The organism is Halobacillus sp. BAB-2008, from assembly GCF_000328325.1.
Lineage (GTDB): Bacteria > Bacillota > Bacilli > Bacillales > Halobacillaceae > Halobacillus.
This window is the reverse complement of sequence record NZ_ANPF01000106.1, coordinates 1-20,393: the sequence shown is the minus strand read 5'-3', so window position 1 is coordinate 20,393 and position 20,393 is coordinate 1. Positions and strand designations below refer to the sequence as shown.

Here is a 20,393-nt window from a genome sequence, read left to right as displayed (position 1 = left end):
AATTACGGTCATTATTTTGTCGATTAGCTCGTTAAGCTCCCGTAGGGGAGGGTTAGGATATATTTTTTTGTTGGAGAAGGAACCGGAAATAATTATCAATCTGTTTAATATCATCCGGTTGAATACCGAACCAGGCGCTCTTATCAAAGAAAACGGGTTTGTTATAACCTTTCGTTTCGAGCAGCTGCTTGATCTCACGCATTTCATCTTCCTGCTCATCACTTAAGCCAAGCAGGTAATCAGCGGTAGTATGAAGAGCGTTTGCGATCTTCGTCAGATCATCCAGATCAGGAGAAGTATAATTGCGTTCCCAATTTGATACGACTTGAGGGGATACACCGACTTTTTCAGCAAGCATCGACTGCGTTAATCGTCTTTCCTTTCTAAGCGAACGAATCCTTTCATGGACCAATTCAGTCGCCTCCTTTCCTATACTATATCACATACTAACGAGATGCGATAGTGAAACTAACGAATATTTTGAATATTACTAACGGAACTCGTTAGTTTGTGTAACGAAATCCGTTAGTTTGGCTCGTGAGGTATGATTCTGTAGGGATTCCTGTATAATAGGTATCAGCTTTGTTTAGGAGGTAATGGCTTGAAACCGAAAGTAATATCAGTGGTTGGCCCGACAGCCGTCGGAAAATCGAACCTTGGAGTGCGGATTGCGAAGCGTTTCGACGGAGAGGTGATCAGTGGTGATTCCATGCAGATTTACCGGACGATGGATATCGGTACCGCCAAAGTGACGAAAGACGAGATGGAAGGTATCCCGCACCATATGATTGATATCAAAGGTCCGGAGGAAAGCTTCTCCGTGGCGGAATTCCAGCAGAGAGTCCATGGTTTAATCCATGCCATCACTAATCGTGGAAAGCTTCCTGTGCTCGTAGGTGGGACGGGTCTGTACATACAAGCAACGCTTTATGATTTCAATTTTGCAGAGGAAAAGAAAAGTCCGGAAGTTATGGAACGACTCGAACAGGAGTTGGAGGCTCATGGGAAAGAAAATATGTACAAGCGGTTGGAAGAAATCGATCCAACGCATGCAGCTTCTGTTCATCCGAACAACGTGCGCCGGGTGCTCAGAGGTCTGGAACTCTATGAAACAACAGGGAAGACGATGAGTGAATATCAACAAAACCAGGCATCTGAGTCTCCTTTTGATCCATTCCTCATTGGACTCGAAATGGAAAGGTCCCGTCTTTATCAAAGAATCGATGAACGTGTAGATACCATGATCGCATCAGGGCTTCTTGATGAAGTGCGCACTCTCTTCGAGGACGGGCTGGAAGATTCTCAATCCATGAAAGCCATCGGCTACAAAGAGCTCCTTCCATATCTTAAAGGAGAAGGCACCCTGGAAGAAGCGGTTGCCATTCTGAAGAGAAATTCCAGACGTTACGCTAAACGGCAATACACCTATTTTAAAAACAAAATGGACGTTTCCTGGTATGAAGTATCACCGGAGACGTACGAAGAGAAATTTGAAACAATTTTAGCCGATTTAGCAGGAAAGATCCGATAATACGTAGAAACGTACTAGTATAGATAGAAAAGAGGAGGAAGATCCATGGCTCAAACAGTAAATATCCAAGATAACTATTTAAACCAACTAAGAAAAGAACGTATGCAGGTGACCGTCTTTCTGCTCAACGGTTTCCAATTGAGAGGTGTAGTGAAAGCGTTCGATAACTTTACCGTGCTTCTGGAGACGGAAGGGAAGCAGCAGCTTATCTTTAAGCATGCGATTTCCACCTTCGCTCCGCTCAAGAACATTTCATTGGATAAAGAGTAATACCCTTTTCAAAGTCGAACGTTACAGAAAGCGGGTATCCCGGTAATTGCGGGGTACCCGCTTTCTTTTCCTGGGCGTTTGTCACAGGGGATTCCTTCGATGCGTATGATGAAGGGAATTGAGGAGGGATCCATGTGCAACCGCAAGCGAAAACAGCGAAACCCGGCACGATCAATATCGTCCTTCATGAATCAAAAGATAGAACGGTTCCGGTTGGTAAGGGGAAAAGGGTGGAGAAGTCCGTCCCTCTCTTCCATAGAATTGATGAGTATTTCGCCTCTATTATCGGCATGGAAGATCTGAAGCGGAGAGTGAAGGAGATTTATGCCCAGGTGTTGATTGCGAAGAAAAGGGAAGCGGAAGGGTTAAAGGCAAGTGCCCAAGTGCTCCACATGGTGTTTAAAGGGAACCCCGGTACTGGGAAAACAACGGTGGCCAGGATGGTAGCTGCTCTTTTTAATGAAATCGATGTTCTCGAAAAAGGGCATTTCATTGAGGCGGATCGAAGTGATCTCGTCGGTGAGTATATCGGGCATACGGCTCAGAAAACGAAAGACTTAATTCATAAAGCGCTGGGCGGGGTGCTGTTTATCGATGAGGCTTATTCTCTAGCGCGCGGGGGAGAAAAGGATTTTGGGAAGGAAGCGATCGACACGTTGGTCAAGTGCATGGAAGATCACCATGATAAGTTAATTATCATTCTTGCCGGTTATCCGGAAGAAATGGAAGATTTTCTGACAATAAACCCGGGTCTTGCTTCCAGGTTTCCTATTCAGCTGCCTTTCGAGAATTATCAACCGGAGGAGCTTGCCATGATTGCTTCCGGAATGATCAAGGACCGCGATTATCGAATGACTCGCGATGCAGAAAGGAAGCTTTCCCAGCACCTGCGGCTGGTATGCCGCGAACGAAAGAGAAATTTCTCGAACGCCCGCTACGTCAGGAACATGATAGAAGATGCGATCAGGAAGCAGGCGTGGCGTGTCATCAACGGAACGGATTACAAAAAGGAAACGTTGATGACTTTAGGTGCGTCTGATTTTTGTTTCGATGCTTCAGCTCATTTTATTGACTAGTTTACGGGAAACATGTATTCGGTCCTGCTTTTTGTTATGATGGATGGGGATAGATAGAGAAAAGAAGGTGAAAGCATGAAAGAGACAGCGATTTTAGTTGCAAGAAAAGACCCGCGGGCGGACGAAGAACGGTTTCAGTCTTCCCTTCAGGAGCTTCAATCTCTGACCGAGACGGCAGGTGGAGAAGTCTGTAAAATCATCACCCAGAGCAGGGACCGGGTTCACCCGGCTACTTATCTGGGGCAAGGGAAATTGGAAGAAATTAAGCTGGAGGCAGAAGCTGCCGAAGCGGAGTTAATTATATTCAATGATGAACTTTCACCTGGTCAGTTAAGGAACATATCCGATCGGGTGGAGCGTCGTGTTATTGACCGCAGCCAGCTCATTCTGGACATTTTCGCCGGGCGTGCCCGAACGAAGGAAGGGAAGTTGCAGGTGGAACTCGCTCAGTTGCAATATCTGCTTCCGAGGCTCGCTGGTCAAGGTACGGCTCTGTCCCGTCTCGGTGGAGGGATCGGGACGCGTGGGCCGGGAGAAACGAAGTTGGAAACGGATCGGCGCCATATCCAACGCCGGATTGACGACATTAAAGTCAGGCTTGACACAGTCGTACGACAACGGGAGCAGTACCGCAAACGCCGCAAGGAAAATCGTGCCTATCAAATTGCGATTGTCGGATACACCAATGCGGGGAAGTCCACTTTCTTCAATAGAGTGACAGAAAGCCAGTCGTTTGAAGAAGATCTACTGTTTGCGACGCTCGATCCGCTGACGAGGCAGTTGAACCTCCCATCCGGTTTCCGTGTGCTTTTATCGGATACAGTCGGGTTCATTCAGGATCTGCCAACAACGCTCATTGCAGCCTTCCGTTCCACCTTGGAAGAGGTGACAGAGGCGGATTTCGTTCTGCACATGGTAGATGCCTCTCATCCTGATCATATCCAGCAGGAAAAAACGGTTAGAAAGCTGTTGGAAGAACTGGGGGCTTCCCGGCTGCCGATGGTCACCGTATATAATAAAAAAGATCTCCTTACTGGAGACTTCATTCCGCCGAGCCACCCTTCCTTGACGGTCAGTGTCCACGACCCGATCGATTTGAAGCGTGTGCTTCATAAAGTGGAAGATACATGGAAGGAAGACTGGGTGGAATATGATGTGTTTATACCCGCTTCAGATGGAAAACGTCTGCAGCGATTCCGCTCTTCCAGTATCGTTACATCCATGCTGTTCAAGGAAGATCAGGAAGGGTATGCGCTCCACGGCTTCATTGATCCGGATCATCCTTTAAAACATCAGATATTATAATGTAAGGAAGTTGTCAACATGAATGTACAAGAAGTGAAACAAAGAACAGAAGATACCATTAAACTACAGCACCAAGCCATTCAAAGCACTGTAGAATACAACCAAGAAAAAGTGCTTCGTGCCTTTCAGGAACTTCGCGTCAGCGATTCCCATTTTCATCCGACGACAGGGTATGGATATGATGATTTCGGACGTGACACCCTCGAAGCGCTCTATGCGGCCATTTTTCAAGCAGAAGACGCACTGGTGCGGCCTCAACTCATATCGGGCACCCACGCCATAACGACCGCCTTGTTCGGCGTTCTTCGCCCCCAGGATGAACTGCTTTATATTTCCGGGGAACCATATGATACGCTGCATGAAGTGATTGGCCGTCCGGATGGAACGGATAAAGGTTCGCTCCGTGATTTTGGGATCGGATACAAATCCGTGCCGCTTCAGGCGGATGGTTCTTTTGACAGAGAAGGCATAAGAGCCGCGATCCATTCCAATACAAAAGTAGTCGCTATCCAGCGTTCCAAAGGGTATGAGGACCGGCCCTCTTTCCTAATCGAAGAAATCCGGTCCATCATTGAACACGTGCGAAGCATCAAACCTGATGTCGTTGTATTTGTAGATAATTGCTACGGAGAATTCGTAGAACGGGAAGAACCGATTCAGGCGGGAGCGGATCTGATTGCCGGCTCGTTAATTAAGAATCCCGGCGGTGGTATTGCACGGATCGGCGGGTACATAGCAGGCCGTAAAGAATTGATTGAACAGTGCAGCTATCGATTGACAGCCCCGGGGCTTGGAAAGGAAACGGGAGCAAGCCTGAATATGCTCCAGGAAATGTATCAAGGCATCTTCCTTGCACCGAATGTCGTCGGGGAAGCGTTGAAAGGAGCGGTTTTCACTGCCAAGTTCCTTGCAGAGCTTGGTTTCCGTACAAACCCATCCTTCGATGCCCGTAGGACAGACTTGATCCAATCGGTTAGTTTTGATACAGCCGATCAAATGATACGGTTCTGTCAAACGATTCAACAAGCTTCTCCTGTCAATTCCCATGTCCGTCCGGAACCAAGTCCTATGCCGGGGTATGAAGATCCGGTGATTATGGCTGCCGGAACCTTTATTCAAGGGGCGAGTCTCGAACTTACAGCAGACGGACCGATCCGTCCACCATACACAGCATTTGTCCAAGGAGGACTAACATATGCCCATGTGAAAATTGCTGTGCAAAAGGCTGTGGACCAGCTTATATCTGAAGGCATGGTGAAAGTGTGAAAGCATTTCCAAAGCATTGGGAACATTAATGTGTAAACATTTCTCACATATGTTGACATATACCTTGCGTATCGTATAATGAAGGTATCATTCTTATGGGAGGAGGGCACATCGATGAGTGATGAAATTCGTCGTTCCATGCCGTTGTTCCCAATGGGGATTGTTCAATCTCTTACTGATCTGACTGCGAGGCAGATCCGGTACTATGAGCAGCATAAGCTGATCAATCCGGCCAGGTCGGAGGGGAATCGCCGCATATACTCCTTTAATGATGTCGACCGGTTGCTTGAAATCAAGGACCTCATCGACCAAGGGGTTAACATGGCGGGGATCAAGAAAGTTCTCAAGCTTGAAGAGAAGCCTGAGAATGAAGCATATAATGAAGAAGAAGTGAAGGAAGTCCATAATGAACTGACTGAGAAAGAGCTTCGTCGTATGCTGCAGCAAGAACTATTCACATCGGGAAGACAAGGCAAGCTAGGAATCAGACAGGGAGAAATGTCCCGGTTCTTTCATTAATCGTTTCAAGGGGGAAATCCAATGGGTTTAACAAAAGAAGAAATTTACAAAAAAATCGATGAAGAAAACGTACGGTTTATCCGTCTCCAGTTTACGGATATGCTCGGTACGATCAAAAACGTAGAAATTCCACTGAGCCAGCTGGACAAAGCGCTGGACGGCATGATGATGTTCGACGGTTCCTCCATTGAAGGATTCGTTCGGATCGAGGAATCCGATATGTATCTTGTACCTGACATCGATACATTCGTCGTTTTCCCATGGTCTTCAGAAAAAGGCAAAGTGGCACGATTCATCTGTGATATTTACAACCCAGATCAGACTCCTTTTGAAGGTTGCCCGCGTTACAACTTAAAGCGCAACCTCAAGAAGATGGAAGAACTTGGATTCTCCGCTTTTAATATCGGTACAGAGCCGGAATTCTTCCTTTTCAAATTAGATGAAAAAGGCGAACCCACGATGGAATTGAACGACAAAGGCGGGTATTTCGATTTAGCACCGACCGATCTCGGTGAAAACTGCCGTCGTGATATCGTCTTAGAGCTGGAAGAAATGGGATTTGAGATTGAAGCATCCCACCACGAAGTTGCTCCCGGGCAGCACGAAATTGATTTCCGTTATTCCGATGCCCTGAAGCATTGTGACGATATCCAGACATTTAAATTGGCAGTAAAAACCATTGCGCGTAAGCACGGTCTTCACGCTACCTTCATGCCTAAGCCGCTCTTCGGCGTGAACGGATCCGGTATGCACGCAAACATGTCTTTGTTTAATGAGAAGGGGAATGCCTTCTTCGACGAAAACGGAAAAGACCAGTTATCAGAAGTCGCTTATCAATTTACAGCAGGGATCATCAAGCACGCGACCAGCTTTACTGCTGTGACGAACCCTACTGTAAACTCCTATAAGCGTCTCGTTCCTGGCTATGAGGCACCTTGCTACGTTGCTTGGTCCGGACAAAACCGCAGTCCCCTCGTCCGCGTACCTACATCCCGTGGGTTGAGCACGCGAATTGAAGTGAGGAGTGTCGACCCATCCGCAAACCCTTATATGGCAATGGCAGTCCTGTTGTCCGCTGGCCTCGATGGGGTGAAGAATAAGCTGGAAGCACCGGCTCCGGTTGATCGCAACATCTATGTCATGGACAAAAAAGAACGGGAAGCGCACGGTGTGAAAGATCTGCCCGCAACCCTTTACGATGCCCTTGTAGAGCTGCAAAAAGATTCGATCATGGTGGAAGCTCTTGGAGAGCACCTTTTCGAACACTTCATTGAAGCAAAGGAAATCGAATGGGATATGTTCCGCACACAGGTTCATCCGTGGGAAAGAGAGCAATATCTGCAAACGTATTAAACCTTAAAACCCTTGGGGCTCTAAGCCTCGGGGTTTTTTTATATGCAAGATCCAAGTGGGTTTACATATGTTTAACCTTTAAAAGGTGCAGGTTGATGAATGACAGTACATCTGGAAGTTGAATGCCTACAGGGATGTGAGAGCGCCCTGCAATATTATTTATAGTAATTCTTATAAGCTGATTTCCAGAAGCCTTTCGTTATGCTGAGGGTGAGGAAATAAAAGGTAGGTTAGGGAAAAAAGAAGCACATATCATAATCATATTTTCAACTTAGCGTCAGGAAGAATTAAGCCGGTATTTGATCGTACATTTCCTCTGGAAGAAGCCAGGGGAACCCAGACATATTTTAAAGATACAGGGAAAATGGGGGGGATTGTATTAGTCCCTGAGGCTATTTGAGTTTGAAATTATATAGAAGCGATGAGGGAAACTAAAATCAACAAGTGAATCAGCCATTCCCTGCATCCTCCATAATCTAAAGTTTTCTTAAATGAACAACGTTAGTTACGTAGAGTATGTTTACGAACGTTTGTTTACGCCGTGTTTGACTGGATTGTGTTGCTTCCATTCCCCCTGAGCCTTCGCTCCGGGAGATTCTTACCTCAGTGAGAAGGAATGACCGCTTAGCCTTCTTTTATTAATCTTATAATCAAATCTTCGTAAGTATCCACTTGAGCCTGTAACGTTTCATTTATTTGTTTTAATTCCCTTATACGACGAAGCATTTCATCCATTAACTTGAGTTGTTCGTCATTCGTGCGATCCCCGTCGATATCGTCATACAAACGAATTAACTTATCCATTAACTTATCCACACTATCCCTCCTTAATGCCTGGATTTGAATATTATTATACGGTATAAAATGATTAACTTCCTCAGAATAGTTTTATTTAACTATTCTGATTGTTTTTGTTCTATAGCTTTTATTACATCCGTTTTCACATAAAAGAGGTATGCTTACAAATAGAAAACCTCCTATGCTGATTCTTCCGTCCATAAAGATGTCTGGTTTTGGTCTTAGACGGAGAGCATTCAAGTGGTAATAATGTACCCGGGGTGGTTTTTAGTTTTTTGAATAGGGTAAAATACCTATACGAAAGAAACAAAATAAATAAAGAGTAAGGGGAATGAAATGGTTAGTGCAGCAGATAGAGATGTTATAGAAGAGCGCTTGTTTCGATCCATCAACGATAATTTGGCGATGATATATTTTGGAACTGATCGCAAGGTGCGTTATGTCAATGATCGGTTTGCTGATACAATGGGGTACAACTCGAACCGGGAAATTATAGGGAAGGATCATAAGGAGTTCTGTTTCCGGAACTTTTCTGAAAGTGCAGAGTATCTGCTTTTTTGGGAAAATTTGAGAACCGGGAAGAGTTTTCAGAATAAAATTCTCAGAAAGAACAGGCGAGGAGCAGAAATTTGGCTGGAAGCAACCTACATGCCTGTATGGGAGAATGGAATGGTCAGTGGAATATTAAAAGTTGCAACAGACATATCAGAGCGGCAGCAGGGACTTCAGGATCTTGTCGGCAGGTTGAAGGATATGTCTTACACATTAAATGAAAAGGCGGTCCAAGGATTAGCCTTTCAGAATGATTTAAGTGACAGAGTAGATCAGATTTCTTCGATATCTTCTGAAAACACGGAAACGCTTGGGGAGCTTGGTATTCAAACAACTAAGATCCAGGGAGTGGTTAAGACCATTCGTGATATTGCTTCTCAGACAAACTTGTTGTCATTAAACGCCGCAATTGAAGCTGCGCGTGCGGGAGAGCATGGGAGAGGATTCGATGTCGTTGCAAAAGAAGTGCGTAAATTATCGAATAAAGTGGAAAAATCCATCAGCGAAGTGAATGAAAATGTAGAAAGCATTACTAATGAAATAGAAAATATCACAAAGGGAACGGTGAAGATACAAAAAGATGTGGAGGCTGCTTTATCACAAATTAAGTCTGCAAGTGAGATTTATCATGAGCTTGTCGGAGACGGGGAAGAGTTGGAGGTAAGAGCCAATCACTTGCAAGAAATTATATAGATAGATATAAGGGAGCGGCCGTGAACAGAACGGAGCGCTCCTTTTGTATGATTTTTGGGCTTTAGTAAGGGACAGAAGCGGATATATGTGCCCTATGTTGCGGCAAAATGGAACCAAAGGACAAGAGTGAGCATAATCTTGTTACATAGAAGTAGTTACTATTGCTAAATATTTGCAAAGGAAATTAATAGATTAGTAAAGGAGATCATTATGGCAAGATTAGTCTATCCAAGCGGAAGCTGGAACGGCAGGTTGGTTGCTTTGGATGATGGACATGGGATGGAGACTCCTGGGAAGAGAACGCCGTATATACCTGAGCTGGGGCGTCAAATTAAAGAGAATGAGTTTAATAGAAAGGTCGTTGCTTATCTCTCAGATATTCTTTTATACCATGGCTTCCGTGTGCTGCTTGTTGCACCCACAGATGCGGATACCCCTCTTACGACAAGAACAGCAGAAGCGAACAGGTACAATGCAGATATTTACGTGTCCGTGCATTACAACGCATTTGACGGTTCTTTCGGTGGATCAGATCCCAGCGGAATTGAAGTATATGTGTATCCGGGTTCTTTGAATCGGGAGGCTGGCAGATTGGCAGCGCTTGTCGGCAAGTATTTACGGCGAGGGACGCAACAGAACTGGCGCGGTGTAAAAGAAGCCAATTTTCATGTGTTGAGAGAAACAGACATGCCGGCAATTCTGACCGAGAACGGTTACATGGATAACAAACGTGAGGCATTGTTAATGATTAATGAAGCTTTTCAACAAGAAGTAGCAAAGGAACACGCGCAGGGAATCTGTGAGTACTTCGGTGTGGCTTTTAAAGGAGTCGGTGAAACGATCGACAAAAATTACCTTTCTCTTGGGGATACGGGAGAAGCGGTACGTGTGCTGCAGCGCAATTTATTGAAATTGGGCTATTCCATGGGAGGCTACGGGGCCGATGGTTCCTTCGGTCCAGCTACAGAGACAGCTGTCAAAGCTTTTCAGAGGGATCAGGGTTTAACAGTCGATGGATATTATGGGCCAAATACAAAAAGGGCAATGGAAGAAGCCCTCAAAAAAATGGAGGATGATGAAATGGAAGAGGTTGCAGTTGTCATCAATTCATTTGCTGATTTCCCTGCTGTGGAGACACTTGCTATTCGGGAAAATGCAATGATTGCGTTAAGGCGTACGGCAGAGAGGCGCCAAGTGGCTAAAAAGATAATCGTTGCCGGTGGGGGAACGGCTGGCTTAAAAGGGTCCAATTTTGTTGATCTATCCGGAGCGACGCGTCTGGAGACAGCCCGAAAGATCGAAAATTATTTAAAACGATGAACGGCCCAGGATTTCCCGGTATACTTTCAGCGTCATTCTTCATACAATAAAAGAACAAATGTTCGTAATGAGGTGATGCGTATGCACCAATTATTAAACCGTTCTATGATAGAGCATTTACCGTTGGAAATTATTTATCATGCCCGTGATCAATCTATTTCTCAACGATTAATTCGAGTTATAAGGATGGAGGAAGCCTGTTGCGTGGCTTATTGTTATACACGGAAACAAGTAAGAACGTTCAGATGGGATGGAATTCTTGCCGTGGCAGTTTTTCGTAAAAATAAAGGAACAGAGAAAAGAAGCGGGGCTTAAAACGGCCGCCGCTTCTTTCTATTTTAATGCACCGTCCGGTATAAACCGACAACTCGTCCTAAAATGGAAACATCATTTAGTATAATCGGTTCCATTGTCGCATTTTCCGGCTGAAGCCTGATGTGGTTCTTTTCTTTGAAGAAGCGTTTCACCGTAGCTTCTTCTTCCTCTGTCATAGCGACGACAATGTCACCGTTCTGAGCTGTCTGCTGCTGTCTGACTACTACCATATCTCCGTCCAGGATTCCTGCTTCTATCATACTCTCTCCCTGTACGATGAGCACAAATGTGTTGTCGTCCGTTCCTGCAAGCGTATCCGGGAGTGGAACGTACTCTTCAATATTTTCGACAGCGGTGATGGGAGACCCTGCTGTGACCTTACCGATCACAGGGGCATAGGCGACCTCGCTTCTGGGAATACTGTGATCCTCTTCTAATTCAATAACTTCAATTGCCCGCGGTTTCGTAGGGTCCCGACGGATAAAGCCTTTTTTCTCAAGCCTTGATAAGTGTCCGTGCACAGTCGAGCTGGAAGCAAGACCCACAGACTGTCCGATTTCCCTAACGGATGGTGGATACCCTTTTAACACTACCTGTTCTTTTATGAAATCTAGTATTTCTTGCTGCCGCTTGGAAAGTTTATTCATAGATTAGCACCTCGTACATAGGATTATAGTAACCACATTGTACCATGGAGGGCAAAAAAACACAAACAAGCGTTCGAAAAAAGTCGTTGACAGGAACGTACATTCGTATATAATTAAAAATATCAAATGCGAACACAGGTTCTTAGGAACGTTCGTTCTTAATATGGAGGGGTTCACATGTTCAATAAACTATCCAAACTGGACGTCACGTACATCATTTTGTTTGTTGTCAGCTTCGCTTTTCTCTATTATTCTATGGTAACGAGCGGATAAGAGAGGGGTTTATTGTAGATGAAGGTTGTCTTGTACTGCCGCGTCAGCACGGAAAAAGAGGCGCAGATCTCATCGTTAAAACGCCAGAGGGCGGAATTGACTGCCATGGCAGAAAATCACGGGTTGGAAATTGTCGATTGCATTGAAGAACAGGCAAGCGGCTACGAAATAGAAAGAGAAGGTATTTTTTTCTGTTTTGGAGTACCTTTCTTCAAGACAGGCGGATGCATTGCTGATTCAGGATGAGACGAGGCTCGGAAGAGGGAATACGAAGATAGCCCTTTTCCATCAGCTTAACAGGCTTGGGGTTAAGGTTTATTCCCTTACTCATGAAGGCGAACTTCAGATTTCCGAGTCGGATTCTATGGTGCTTCAGATCGTTGGGATTGTGGAGGAGTATCAGCGGAAAATCCACAATATGAAAATACGAAGAGGAATGAAGAAAGCTGTAGCAGAAGGATATGACCCTTCTGAAAATTTATCCAACAGACATATGGCTCCGGGCCGTGAACGACTCCATTTTCCAATTGAAGAGGTTGTGCGACTTCGCAATAATGATTTGACATTTAAAGATATCGCAGCGACGCTTCGAGGACTGGGATATGACGTTTCTAAAGCGACCGTACATAGAAGGTATAAAGAATACCTATCGCTTGAAAAGGAGACGGAAGAACTGTAATATAAATAGACGATAGACAAGGGTCTGAAGGCTGCTTGTCTTTTTCCGTTTTATGTACCATCGTCTGCTTATCGATCACTAATAAAAAGGAGCAGGATCATATGTTATCCCAAGAGAAAATCAAGCGAATTAATGAGTTGGCCAATAAATCCAAGCAGGTGGATTTGACAGATTCCGAAAAAGCAGAGCAGAAAACGCTCAGACAGGAATACTTGAAAAACGCCCGCAAATCGTTTAAGAACCAATTGAAGGGTGTAACGGTTGTAGATCCAGAAGGAAACGACGTGACACCGGCAAAATTGAAACAGATGCAGAAGAATGAGAAGAAAAATTAACTTCCTCCGCACGCTTAGCCATAAAGCGTGCGGCTTCTTTGTTTAATTTTGTTTATTCAGGGAAAATTAGAACGGTCACGGTTTTATTGAGTCCTGGCGCTTGTCTCAAATGTAATTTCATTATAGGATAATACATGGTACATATGCCTTAACAGAAAGGGGAATGTTTACATGGCTAACAGCCTTGAACAAACATCAATCAATACTATTCGTACTTTATCTATCGATGCAGTAGAAAAAGCTAATTCCGGCCACCCTGGAATGCCTATGGGAGCAGCTCCAATGGCTTACACACTTTGGACGAAGTTTATGGATCACAATCCTAAGAACTCTCAATGGTTCGACCGTGACCGCTTTGTCCTATCCGCTGGACACGGGTCCATGCTTCTTTACAGCATGCTTCACCTGTCTGGTTATGACGTATCCATCGAGGATTTGAAGTCCTTCCGTCAGTGGGATTCTAAAACTCCTGGTCACCCTGAATACGGCCACACGGACGGAGTCGAAGCTACAACTGGTCCTCTAGGTCAAGGGCTTGCAATGGCGACCGGTATGGCAATGGCAGAAGCACACCTTGCTGCTAAGTACAACCGCGGTGATTACAATGTTGTCGATCACTATACCTTCTCCATTTGCGGAGATGGCGACCTTATGGAGGGCGTTTCTCAGGAATCTGCTTCCCTTGCAGGTCACTTAGGTCTTGGGAAATTGATCGTGCTTTATGATTCCAACGACATCTCTCTTGATGGAGACCTGGATCGTTCCTTCAGCGAAAGCGTAGAGAAACGCTACGAAGCTTACGGTTGGGAAGTCATCCGTGTTGAAGATGGAACCGATACCGAAGAAATTGCAGCAGCAATTGAAAAAGCAAAAGCGAATAAAGAGCAGCCTACTATGATTGAAGTGAAAACCGTCATTGGATTCGGTTCACCGAACAAATCCGGTAAGTCCGCTTCTCACGGCGCGCCACTTGGTGCTGAGGAAACAACAGCTACGAAAGAATTCTACAAGTGGGAGCATGAGCCGTTCCACGTACCGGATGAAGTTTATCAAGACTTCAAAGAGAAAATTCAAGACAATGGTCAAGCGAAAGAGCAGGAATGGAACGAGCTGATGAAGCAGTATAAAGAAGCGTATCCAGAGCTTGCCGAAGAATTGGAAACGGCGATCGCTGGTCAGCTTCCGGAAGGCTGGGACAAAGAGCTTCCTTCTTATACAGTAGGAGAAGACAGCCCGGCTACACGTGCGGCATCCGGTGATGCGATCAATGCATTATCCAAAACAGTTCCTTCTTTATTCGGTGGTAGTGCCGACCTTGCAGGATCAAATAAAACAGCAGTCAAAGAAGAAGAAGATTTCACACGTGAAAACTATGCCGGAAGAAACATCTGGTTCGGTGTACGTGAATTCGCTATGGCGGCTGCTATGAACGGAATTGCCCTCCACGGAGGTCTCAAGATCTATGGCGGTACGTTCTTTGTGTTCAGTGATTACCTGCGTCCGGCCGTTCGTTTATCTGCTTTGATGAACCTGCCGGTAAACTACGTCCTTACTCATGACTCTGTAGCAGTAGGAGAAGATGGACCTACTCACGAACCTGTGGAGCAGCTTGCTTCTCTTCGTGCGATGCCTAATCTTGCAGTCCTTCGTCCCGCAGATGGAAACGAAACGAATGCTGCATGGAAGATTGCGATGGAGTCTGAAACGATGCCTACAGCACTCGTATTGACTCGTCAAGGCCTTCCTACACTTGAAGGAACGGAAGAGAAAGCATATGAAGGTATGAAGCGAGGAGCTTATATCCTTAGTGATTCTGACAAAGAAGAGCCTGATGCAATTCTTCTCGCTTCCGGATCGGAAGTTCAGCTGATCGTAGAAGCGCAGAAAGAATTGAAGACAAAAGGATTCGATGTCCGCGTAGTAAGCGTACCGTCCTTTACTCACTTCGAAGCTCAGTCTAAGGAATACAAAGAAGAAATTCTTCCTTCAAACGTTCGCAAACGTCTTGCTGTCGAAATGGGAGCATCCTTTGGTTGGGACCGTTATGTTGGTCTGGACGGCTCTATTATCGGTATCGACAAGTTCGGCGCTTCCGCTCCTGGAGATACGGTAATCAAGAACTACGGTTTCACTGTAGAAAATGTTGTGAAACATGCGGAGAACCTTATGAAATAAATAACAGGGAGAGCTTCCGCCTTCGGAAGCTCTCTTCTTTCCTGTTTTACATAATGTAAATCAGCGTCATTTTGACAAAATAACCATGCCTGTCCTTTCATATTATGACAGCATATCCCTCCTGCGCCCTCTATAATAAGCACAAGGAGAGGATAGCGATGCAGTTTATCATTTTTTCCGTGAAAAGAGAGATTATGGAAAAGTATTACCATAGAGCAGAAGTGCTCAGGCAGTTCTTCCTTGAATGTGTGGAGGAGTATGAGCCGGTTATTCATTACAAGCAGTTGTCTTACATAGTCGATTCTTTTCCATTCTGTGATTTTCCCCTTGCGGAAGGGTCTTTGGAGAAGAAAACGGCCGATTTGTGTCGTCCTTTTTTCGAATTACCGAGCGGCTATGATATAATAAGAAGTAAGAACTATTGTTGTCTCTATTACAGTGAGAGCCTTTGGCAGGCAGAGAGCTCTGTTTTCCACCCGTTAAGGAATACGGATCATTCTTTCTTTATTATCGAATTGTCCGGTCAATATTATGGATGGATTGCCCCGCTGCCTTCTGCCAGACTCTTCTCTTAAAACGGCTATTGTATTCTCATAGACGTTTTACTATACTGTTATGGGAGACAATTCGAAGGAGGAAGACGAAAACATGACACTGGGGATCGTATGGGTTATCATCATAGCCTTGTTGACTCTTGTCGGTGGTGTAGCCCTGGGCTTCTTCATCGCAAGAAGGTACATGATGAACTATTTAAAGAAAAACCCGCCAATTAACGAACAGATGTTACGTACACTGATGATGCAGATGGGCCAGAAGCCTTCACAGAAGAAGATCAATCAGATGATGCGTTCCATGAACAACCAAATGAAATAATGAATCGAGCCTTCTACCGGACGTCTGGGAGAAGGCTCTATCTATGTAAACTTCCATAGATGTTCACACACTTTCGTCGTTTTTCGGATTTTTATTTGATACAATGGTAGGCGAGGCAGAAACAAGGGGGGGTGGGCCAATGACAGAAGTCAATGTATTTCTCGCTTTTGGTGCAGGATTTTTATCGTTTATCTCTCCGTGTGTGTTTCCTTTGTATCCAGCTTTTCTTTCCTACATAACCGGGATGAGCGTTCATGAATTAAAGGAAGATAACGGGATGTTGAAAAGGCGCAGCCTGTTGCACACGGTACTGTTTTTGCTTGGGTTTACCACCATTTTTCTGATTCTTGGATTTTCAGGGAGTTTTATTGGTCAGTTTCTCATTCAAAATGAATCCGTGATCCGTCGCTTAGGAGCAATTCTTATCATTTTCTTTGGTTTCGTCATTATCGGCGTTTTTAATTTTCGTTTTTTAATGAAGGATCGCAAAATAGCGTTCAAGAACCGTCCTTCCGGGTATGCGGGAAGCTTTTTAATTGGTTTAGCCTTTTCGCTGGGATGGACGCCCTGTACGGGGCCGATTCTTGCCGGTGTTTTGTCGCTCGCAGCTGACTCTCCGGACTTGTTTTTAGTCATGATGGTTGCCTATTCCCTCGGTTTCTCCATCCCATTTCTCCTGCTGTCTTTCTTTGTCGGCAAACTGGGTTGGATTAAACGACACAGTGCGGGAATCGTAAAGGCAGGCGGATATGTAATGATAGCGGTAGGGATTGCGCTCTATTTTAACTGGATGACGAAGCTTACTTCCTACCTTGCCGGCTTCTTCGGATTCCAAGGTTTCTGATCATGGATTTTCTGCTGTTTTTGTATTATCATGAAAGTACTTGAATAAAAGACAAAGGAGCATTCGTATGACTCGAACGAACGACATCATTCTAAGAACCACAACAACATTGATCGCCTTCATACTGCTCGGCTTTTCCGTGTATCTATTCTTTGCGGGCCACAATAAGCCTGGGGGAGGATTCATCGGTGGTCTGATGACTTCTGCTGCTATCGTCCTTATGTATATGGCTTATGGTATACGTGCCATGGAAAAGATACTACCGGTCAATTTCCGTTACGTCATTCCTGTTGGATTGATTATCGCCCTTGCTACAGGGGCAGGTTCTTTTCTTTTCAATGTACCTTTTCTCAGCCATACAGACGCTTATTTTCATCTGCCGATCTTAGGGGAAACACACTTGGCTACGGCTATCCTCTTTGACTTAGGTGTTTACTTGGCCGTTGTAGGGGTGACGATGACAATCATTTTAACCATCGCCAACGACAGGGAAGAAGCGGAAGAAGCATTGGATTAATTCGTTTACCAGCGCAGTCGGGGACGAAATAAAGAAAGTGTGAATCGGTATGTTCTGGTTAATTGCAAGTACGGTTGCGGCTGCTGGTATGGCTGTTGCCATGATATTTGTCCGACTCCGGGCTTCCAAGCAGCCGGCCAGCATTAAAAAAATTATTCTGCCGCCCTTTTTTATGAGCACCGGGGCGCTTATGTTTGTATTTCCTGTATTTCGGGTGGAGTGGGCACAGGTAGCAGAAGCGCTTTTGATCGGGATGTTGTTCTCTGTTTTCCTGATCCGCTCCTCCAAGTTCGAAATAAGGGGAGATCAGATTTTTTTAGTACCCTCGAAAGCCTTTGCATTCATTCTTTTCGGGCTTCTAATTGTCCGAATCATTTTCAAACTGGTTGTCGGACAGCATATCCCTCTCGGGGAAACAAGCGGTATGTTCTTCCTTCTCGCTTTTGGAATGATCTTCACGTGGAGGCTCGCCATGCTCAGGCAGTATCTGCAGTTGGAGAAAAAACTGGATAGAGGAAAGGACCTGGCATAAAATGCCGGGTCCTTTTTTTATGGTTCCAATAAGGTTTGATAAGGGCGGATGTCGATTTCTTTTTCCTTCAGTTTCTTGACGAGAAATTTATGGTCCCTTTTTGGAGTTGCCAGTATATACCCTTCAATCAAAATGTCCTGAGTTATTTTCTTTTTTTTCTTCTGTATAGCAATTTCCCCAATTCTTCCTGCTATCTTCTGGCGTGCAACGTCACGAAACAATTCTGGAACGGGGGAGACAAGCTCCTCCAGCAGCAACTTATGTTCATCACTCCACATGTGTCTTGTCTCGTCAACATAGTACTCCTCCCAGTCAATAGCTGACTTTCCGTCTTCTTTCGGCATTCTTTTCAGAAATTTGCGGAACATGAAAAAACCGCCGATACTCATAAGTCCGACCATGACTACGATCCACCCGATAATAAATAAAGCGAATCCACCTGACATTTGATCACCTGTTTCAATTTATTGGTAGGTATCGATGACTATATTATAAAAGTTCAGACATCTAATTACAATAGCGCTCCTGAAGGGTCTTTGGTTATAAAATTTGTCGAATTCAGAAAAATTTGCGTTTATTCATTTTACTTATAAATCGTTTTCATTTACAATAAAGATTGCAGATTTGTGAATCTATTACAAATATAGGTCACAAATATACAAATTTGGGGAATGGAGAAGCCGGTCGAACGGTGACACCATTTGAATATTGATGAGGGGGTAACAAGGAACATGGCTAGCAATGCTTTTAATGCTCGCAAACAATTTGACCTTAATGGCAAAACGTACAACTATTATGACTTGAAAGCCTTAGAAGAAGCGGGACACGGTAAGATTTCCCGTCTACCTTTCTCGATCCGTATCCTACTTGAATCTCTGCTTCGTCAACACGACGGACGCGTAATCGCTGATGCACACGTAGAGAGTCTTGCGCATTGGGGAACTGAAAAATCAAAAGGGGAAGACGTACCATTCAAACCTTCCCGTGTAATTCTGCAGGACTTCACCGGAGTACCGGCAGTCGTTGACCTCGCCTCTTTGAGAAAAGCGATGGTGGACATGGGTGGCAGCCCGGATAAAATCAACCCGGAAGTACCTGTCGATCTTGTAATTGATCACTCTGTACAAGTCGATAAGTATGGTACTGCTGATTCCTTGAATGTAAACATGGAACTTGAATTTGAACGTAATGAAGAACGCTACGAATTCCTTCACTGGGCACAGAAGGCATTTGATAATTACCGTGCTGTTCCACCTGCAACAGGAATTGTACACCAGGTTAACCTTGAATACATCGCAAACGTTGTCCACGCTCTTGAGAACGAGGACGGTACTTATGATACTTACCCGGATACACTTGTCGGAACCGACTCACATACGACGATGATCAATGGTCTTGGAGTACTAGGATGGGGTGTCGGAGGAATCGAAGCAGAAGCCGGGATGCTCGGACAACCTTCTTATTTCCCTGCTCCGGAAGTAATTGGTGTGAAACTGAACGGCAGCTTCCCACAAGGAACAACGGCTACTGACCTGGCACTGAAAGTCACTCAGAAGCTTCGTGAACAGAACGTCGTTGGTAAATTTGTTGAATTCTTCGGACCTGGTCTTCAGGAAATGCCGCTGGCTGATCGTGCGACGATCTCCAACATGGCTCCTGAATATGGTGCGACATGTGGATTCTTCCCTGTAGATGGAGAAGCGTTGGAATACCTTCGCTTGACCGGCCGCAGCGAAGAGCAGATCCAAATCGTTGAAGAATACTGCAAGAAGAACAATCTTTGGTACGATCCATCCCTTGAAGATCCGGAATTCACTTCATTGGTTGAAATCGATCTCGGAGATTTGGAGCCGAACCTTTCCGGGCCGAAGCGTCCACAAGATTTGATTCCACTTTCCAAAATGAAGGAATCTTTTGAGCAGGCGATCACTGGTCCATCCGGAAACCACGGTTTCGGGTTGGATAAGTCCGAATTTGATAAGAAAGCAGAGATCAAGTTCGAAAATGGCGATACGTCAACAATGAAGACAGGTGCTATTGCGATTGCTGCTATTACATCCTGTACGAACACGTCCAACCCACACGTTATGCTGGGGGCTGGATTAGTAGCTAAAAAAGCCGTAGAAAAGGGTCTGGAAGTTCCGGATTACGTGAAGACTTCTCTTGCACCCGGTTCGAAGGTAGTAACGCGTTATCTGGATGATTCCGGATTAATGCAGTACTTGAACCAGCTTGGATTTAACCTTGTCGGTTACGGATGTACGACATGTATCGGTAACTCTGGTCCACTTCTTCCGGAAATCGAAAAAGCGATTGCGGACAGTGATTTGACGGTTTCCTCCGTTCTTTCCGGTAACCGTAACTTTGAAGGACGTATCCACCCGCTTGTAAAAGCGAACTACCTGGCATCACCACCGCTTGTTGTCGCTTATGCACTTGCAGGTACGGTTGATATCGATCTTAAGAATGATCCGATCGGTAAGGATAAAGATGGTAAAGACGTCTATTTCAACGACATCT

General features: G+C 45.0%; 22 protein-coding genes and 1 pseudogene. 19 read left to right on the top strand and 4 right to left on the bottom strand.

Annotation, left to right across the window (positions count from 1 at the left end):
• Positions 1-52: 52 nt before the first annotated feature.
• Entirely contained in the window at positions 53-412 is a 360-nt protein-coding gene (locus D479_RS19160) for a helix-turn-helix transcriptional regulator (RefSeq protein ID WP_008640373.1), read from the bottom strand.
• Between the two features lie 189 nt (positions 413-601).
• On the opposite strand from D479_RS19160, the gene miaA reads away from it, so the two are divergent.
• The 7 genes from miaA to glnA all read left to right on the top strand — a co-directional run bounded on the left by miaA (position 602) and on the right by glnA (position 7,320).
• Positions 602-1,531, top strand: a complete 930-nt coding sequence (gene miaA / locus D479_RS19155; protein ID WP_008640372.1) for a tRNA (adenosine(37)-N6)-dimethylallyltransferase MiaA — start codon at positions 602-604, stop codon at positions 1,529-1,531.
• Between the two features lie 45 nt (positions 1,532-1,576).
• The gene (gene hfq, locus D479_RS19150) at positions 1,577-1,801 is read left to right on the top strand and encodes an RNA chaperone Hfq (protein WP_008640370.1); all 225 of its coding nucleotides are present in this window, start codon (positions 1,577-1,579) and stop codon (positions 1,799-1,801) included.
• Positions 1,802-1,935: 134 nt separating this feature from the next.
• Positions 1,936-2,877: an AAA family ATPase gene (locus tag D479_RS19145; protein WP_008640369.1), complete on the top strand. Its 942-nt coding sequence runs from the start codon at positions 1,936-1,938 to the stop codon at positions 2,875-2,877.
• Between the two features lie 75 nt (positions 2,878-2,952).
• Positions 2,953-4,182: a GTPase HflX gene (gene hflX, locus D479_RS19140; RefSeq protein ID WP_008640368.1), complete on the top strand. Its 1,230-nt coding sequence runs from the start codon at positions 2,953-2,955 to the stop codon at positions 4,180-4,182.
• Positions 4,183-4,200: 18 nt separating this feature from the next.
• The gene (locus tag D479_RS19135; RefSeq protein WP_008640367.1) at positions 4,201-5,448 is read left to right on the top strand and encodes a methionine gamma-lyase family protein; all 1,248 of its coding nucleotides are present in this window, start codon (positions 4,201-4,203) and stop codon (positions 5,446-5,448) included.
• Between the two features lie 114 nt (positions 5,449-5,562).
• Positions 5,563-5,967 (top strand): MerR family transcriptional regulator, encoded by a 405-nt coding sequence (locus D479_RS19130; RefSeq protein WP_008640366.1) that lies wholly within the window; start codon positions 5,563-5,565, stop codon positions 5,965-5,967.
• Positions 5,968-5,988: 21 nt separating this feature from the next.
• On the top strand, positions 5,989-7,320 hold the full coding sequence (glnA, locus tag D479_RS19125; RefSeq protein ID WP_008640365.1) for a type I glutamate--ammonia ligase: 1,332 nt from the start codon (positions 5,989-5,991) through the stop codon (positions 7,318-7,320).
• 624 nt (positions 7,321-7,944) lie between these two features.
• Here the strand turns inward: glnA and D479_RS19120 are convergent.
• Positions 7,945-8,136 carry a hypothetical protein gene (locus tag D479_RS19120; protein WP_008640364.1) on the bottom strand — a complete coding sequence of 64 codons (192 nt, stop codon included), beginning with the start codon at positions 8,134-8,136 and terminating at the stop codon, positions 7,945-7,947.
• Positions 8,137-8,454: 318 nt separating this feature from the next.
• Here D479_RS19120 and D479_RS21260 point away from each other — a divergent pair, with 318 nt between their 5' ends.
• The 3 genes from D479_RS21260 to D479_RS20505 all read left to right on the top strand — a co-directional run bounded on the left by D479_RS21260 (position 8,455) and on the right by D479_RS20505 (position 10,998).
• Positions 8,455-9,363: a methyl-accepting chemotaxis protein gene (locus D479_RS21260; RefSeq protein WP_008640363.1), complete on the top strand. Its 909-nt coding sequence runs from the start codon at positions 8,455-8,457 to the stop codon at positions 9,361-9,363.
• Positions 9,364-9,573: 210 nt separating this feature from the next.
• Positions 9,574-10,683: an N-acetylmuramoyl-L-alanine amidase gene (locus tag D479_RS20060; protein ID WP_008640359.1), complete on the top strand. Its 1,110-nt coding sequence runs from the start codon at positions 9,574-9,576 to the stop codon at positions 10,681-10,683.
• 81 nt (positions 10,684-10,764) lie between these two features.
• Positions 10,765-10,998 carry a hypothetical protein gene (locus D479_RS20505; protein ID WP_152413438.1) on the top strand — a complete coding sequence of 78 codons (234 nt, stop codon included), beginning with the start codon at positions 10,765-10,767 and terminating at the stop codon, positions 10,996-10,998.
• Between the two features lie 23 nt (positions 10,999-11,021).
• Here D479_RS20505 and lexA read toward each other — a convergent pair whose 3' ends face one another.
• On the bottom strand, positions 11,022-11,645 hold the full coding sequence (gene lexA, locus D479_RS19105) for a transcriptional repressor LexA (RefSeq protein ID WP_008640358.1): 624 nt from the start codon (positions 11,643-11,645) through the stop codon (positions 11,022-11,024).
• 291 nt (positions 11,646-11,936) lie between these two features.
• On the opposite strand from lexA, the pseudogene D479_RS19100 reads away from it, so the two are divergent.
• From D479_RS19100 to D479_RS19065, 8 genes and pseudogenes are all read left to right on the top strand, one after another.
• A pseudogene (locus D479_RS19100) lies at positions 11,937-12,597 on the top strand (recombinase family protein).
• 101 nt (positions 12,598-12,698) lie between these two features.
• Complete coding sequence (locus D479_RS19095) at positions 12,699-12,932, top strand: DUF896 domain-containing protein (protein WP_008640353.1); 234 nt, start codon at positions 12,699-12,701, stop codon at positions 12,930-12,932.
• Positions 12,933-13,103: 171 nt separating this feature from the next.
• Positions 13,104-15,107, top strand: a complete 2,004-nt coding sequence (tkt, locus tag D479_RS19090) for a transketolase (protein WP_008640352.1) — start codon at positions 13,104-13,106, stop codon at positions 15,105-15,107.
• A gap of 158 nt (positions 15,108-15,265) precedes the next feature.
• The gene (gene sirA / locus D479_RS19085) at positions 15,266-15,682 is read left to right on the top strand and encodes a sporulation inhibitor of replication protein SirA (RefSeq protein WP_008640350.1); all 417 of its coding nucleotides are present in this window, start codon (positions 15,266-15,268) and stop codon (positions 15,680-15,682) included.
• 79 nt (positions 15,683-15,761) lie between these two features.
• On the top strand, positions 15,762-15,980 hold the full coding sequence (locus D479_RS19080) for a YneF family protein (protein ID WP_181471720.1): 219 nt from the start codon (positions 15,762-15,764) through the stop codon (positions 15,978-15,980).
• A 139-nt stretch (positions 15,981-16,119) separates the two neighbouring features.
• Entirely contained in the window at positions 16,120-16,824 is a 705-nt protein-coding gene (locus D479_RS19075; RefSeq protein ID WP_008640346.1) for a cytochrome c biogenesis protein CcdA, read from the top strand.
• A 67-nt stretch (positions 16,825-16,891) separates the two neighbouring features.
• A complete protein-coding gene (locus D479_RS19070) occupies positions 16,892-17,341 on the top strand; it encodes a Na(+)/H(+) antiporter subunit B (RefSeq protein ID WP_008640345.1) in 450 nt (149 codons plus the stop codon).
• Positions 17,342-17,390: 49 nt separating this feature from the next.
• A complete protein-coding gene (locus D479_RS19065; RefSeq protein ID WP_008640338.1) occupies positions 17,391-17,873 on the top strand; it encodes a cytochrome c biogenesis protein CcdC in 483 nt (160 codons plus the stop codon).
• Between the two features lie 17 nt (positions 17,874-17,890).
• Here the strand turns inward: D479_RS19065 and D479_RS19060 are convergent, their stop codons facing one another.
• The gene (locus D479_RS19060) at positions 17,891-18,319 is read right to left on the bottom strand and encodes a DUF2621 domain-containing protein (protein WP_008640337.1); all 429 of its coding nucleotides are present in this window, start codon (positions 18,317-18,319) and stop codon (positions 17,891-17,893) included.
• Positions 18,320-18,604: 285 nt separating this feature from the next.
• On the opposite strand from D479_RS19060, the gene acnA reads away from it, so the two are divergent.
• The coding region (gene acnA, locus D479_RS19055) for an aconitate hydratase AcnA (RefSeq protein WP_008640336.1) at positions 18,605-20,393 on the top strand (1,789 nt) is incomplete at its 3' end.

Bases quoted from the DNA above. Each gene is read 5' to 3' on its own strand.
- hfq (WP_008640370.1), top strand. From the start codon at position 1,577: ATGGCTCAAACAGTAAATATCCAAGATAACTATTTAAACCAACTAAGA.
- hflX (WP_008640368.1), top strand. From the start codon at position 2,953: ATGAAAGAGACAGCGATTTTAGTTGCAAGAAAAGACCCGCGGGCGGAC.
- D479_RS19135 (WP_008640367.1), top strand. From the start codon at position 4,201: ATGAATGTACAAGAAGTGAAACAAAGAACAGAAGATACCATTAAACTA.
- D479_RS19130 (WP_008640366.1), top strand. From the start codon at position 5,563: ATGAGTGATGAAATTCGTCGTTCCATGCCGTTGTTCCCAATGGGGATT.
- glnA (WP_008640365.1), top strand. From the start codon at position 5,989: ATGGGTTTAACAAAAGAAGAAATTTACAAAAAAATCGATGAAGAAAAC.
- D479_RS21260 (WP_008640363.1), top strand. From the start codon at position 8,455: ATGGTTAGTGCAGCAGATAGAGATGTTATAGAAGAGCGCTTGTTTCGA.
- D479_RS20060 (WP_008640359.1), top strand. From the start codon at position 9,574: ATGGCAAGATTAGTCTATCCAAGCGGAAGCTGGAACGGCAGGTTGGTT.
- D479_RS20505 (WP_152413438.1), top strand. From the start codon at position 10,765: ATGCACCAATTATTAAACCGTTCTATGATAGAGCATTTACCGTTGGAA.
- lexA (WP_008640358.1), bottom strand. From the start codon at position 11,645: ATGAATAAACTTTCCAAGCGGCAGCAAGAAATACTAGATTTCATAAAA.
- D479_RS19095 (WP_008640353.1), top strand. From the start codon at position 12,699: ATGTTATCCCAAGAGAAAATCAAGCGAATTAATGAGTTGGCCAATAAA.
- tkt (WP_008640352.1), top strand. From the start codon at position 13,104: ATGGCTAACAGCCTTGAACAAACATCAATCAATACTATTCGTACTTTA.
- sirA (WP_008640350.1), top strand. From the start codon at position 15,266: ATGCAGTTTATCATTTTTTCCGTGAAAAGAGAGATTATGGAAAAGTAT.
- D479_RS19075 (WP_008640346.1), top strand. From the start codon at position 16,120: ATGACAGAAGTCAATGTATTTCTCGCTTTTGGTGCAGGATTTTTATCG.
- D479_RS19070 (WP_008640345.1), top strand. From the start codon at position 16,892: ATGACTCGAACGAACGACATCATTCTAAGAACCACAACAACATTGATC.
- D479_RS19065 (WP_008640338.1), top strand. From the start codon at position 17,391: ATGTTCTGGTTAATTGCAAGTACGGTTGCGGCTGCTGGTATGGCTGTT.
- D479_RS19060 (WP_008640337.1), bottom strand. From the start codon at position 18,319: ATGTCAGGTGGATTCGCTTTATTTATTATCGGGTGGATCGTAGTCATG.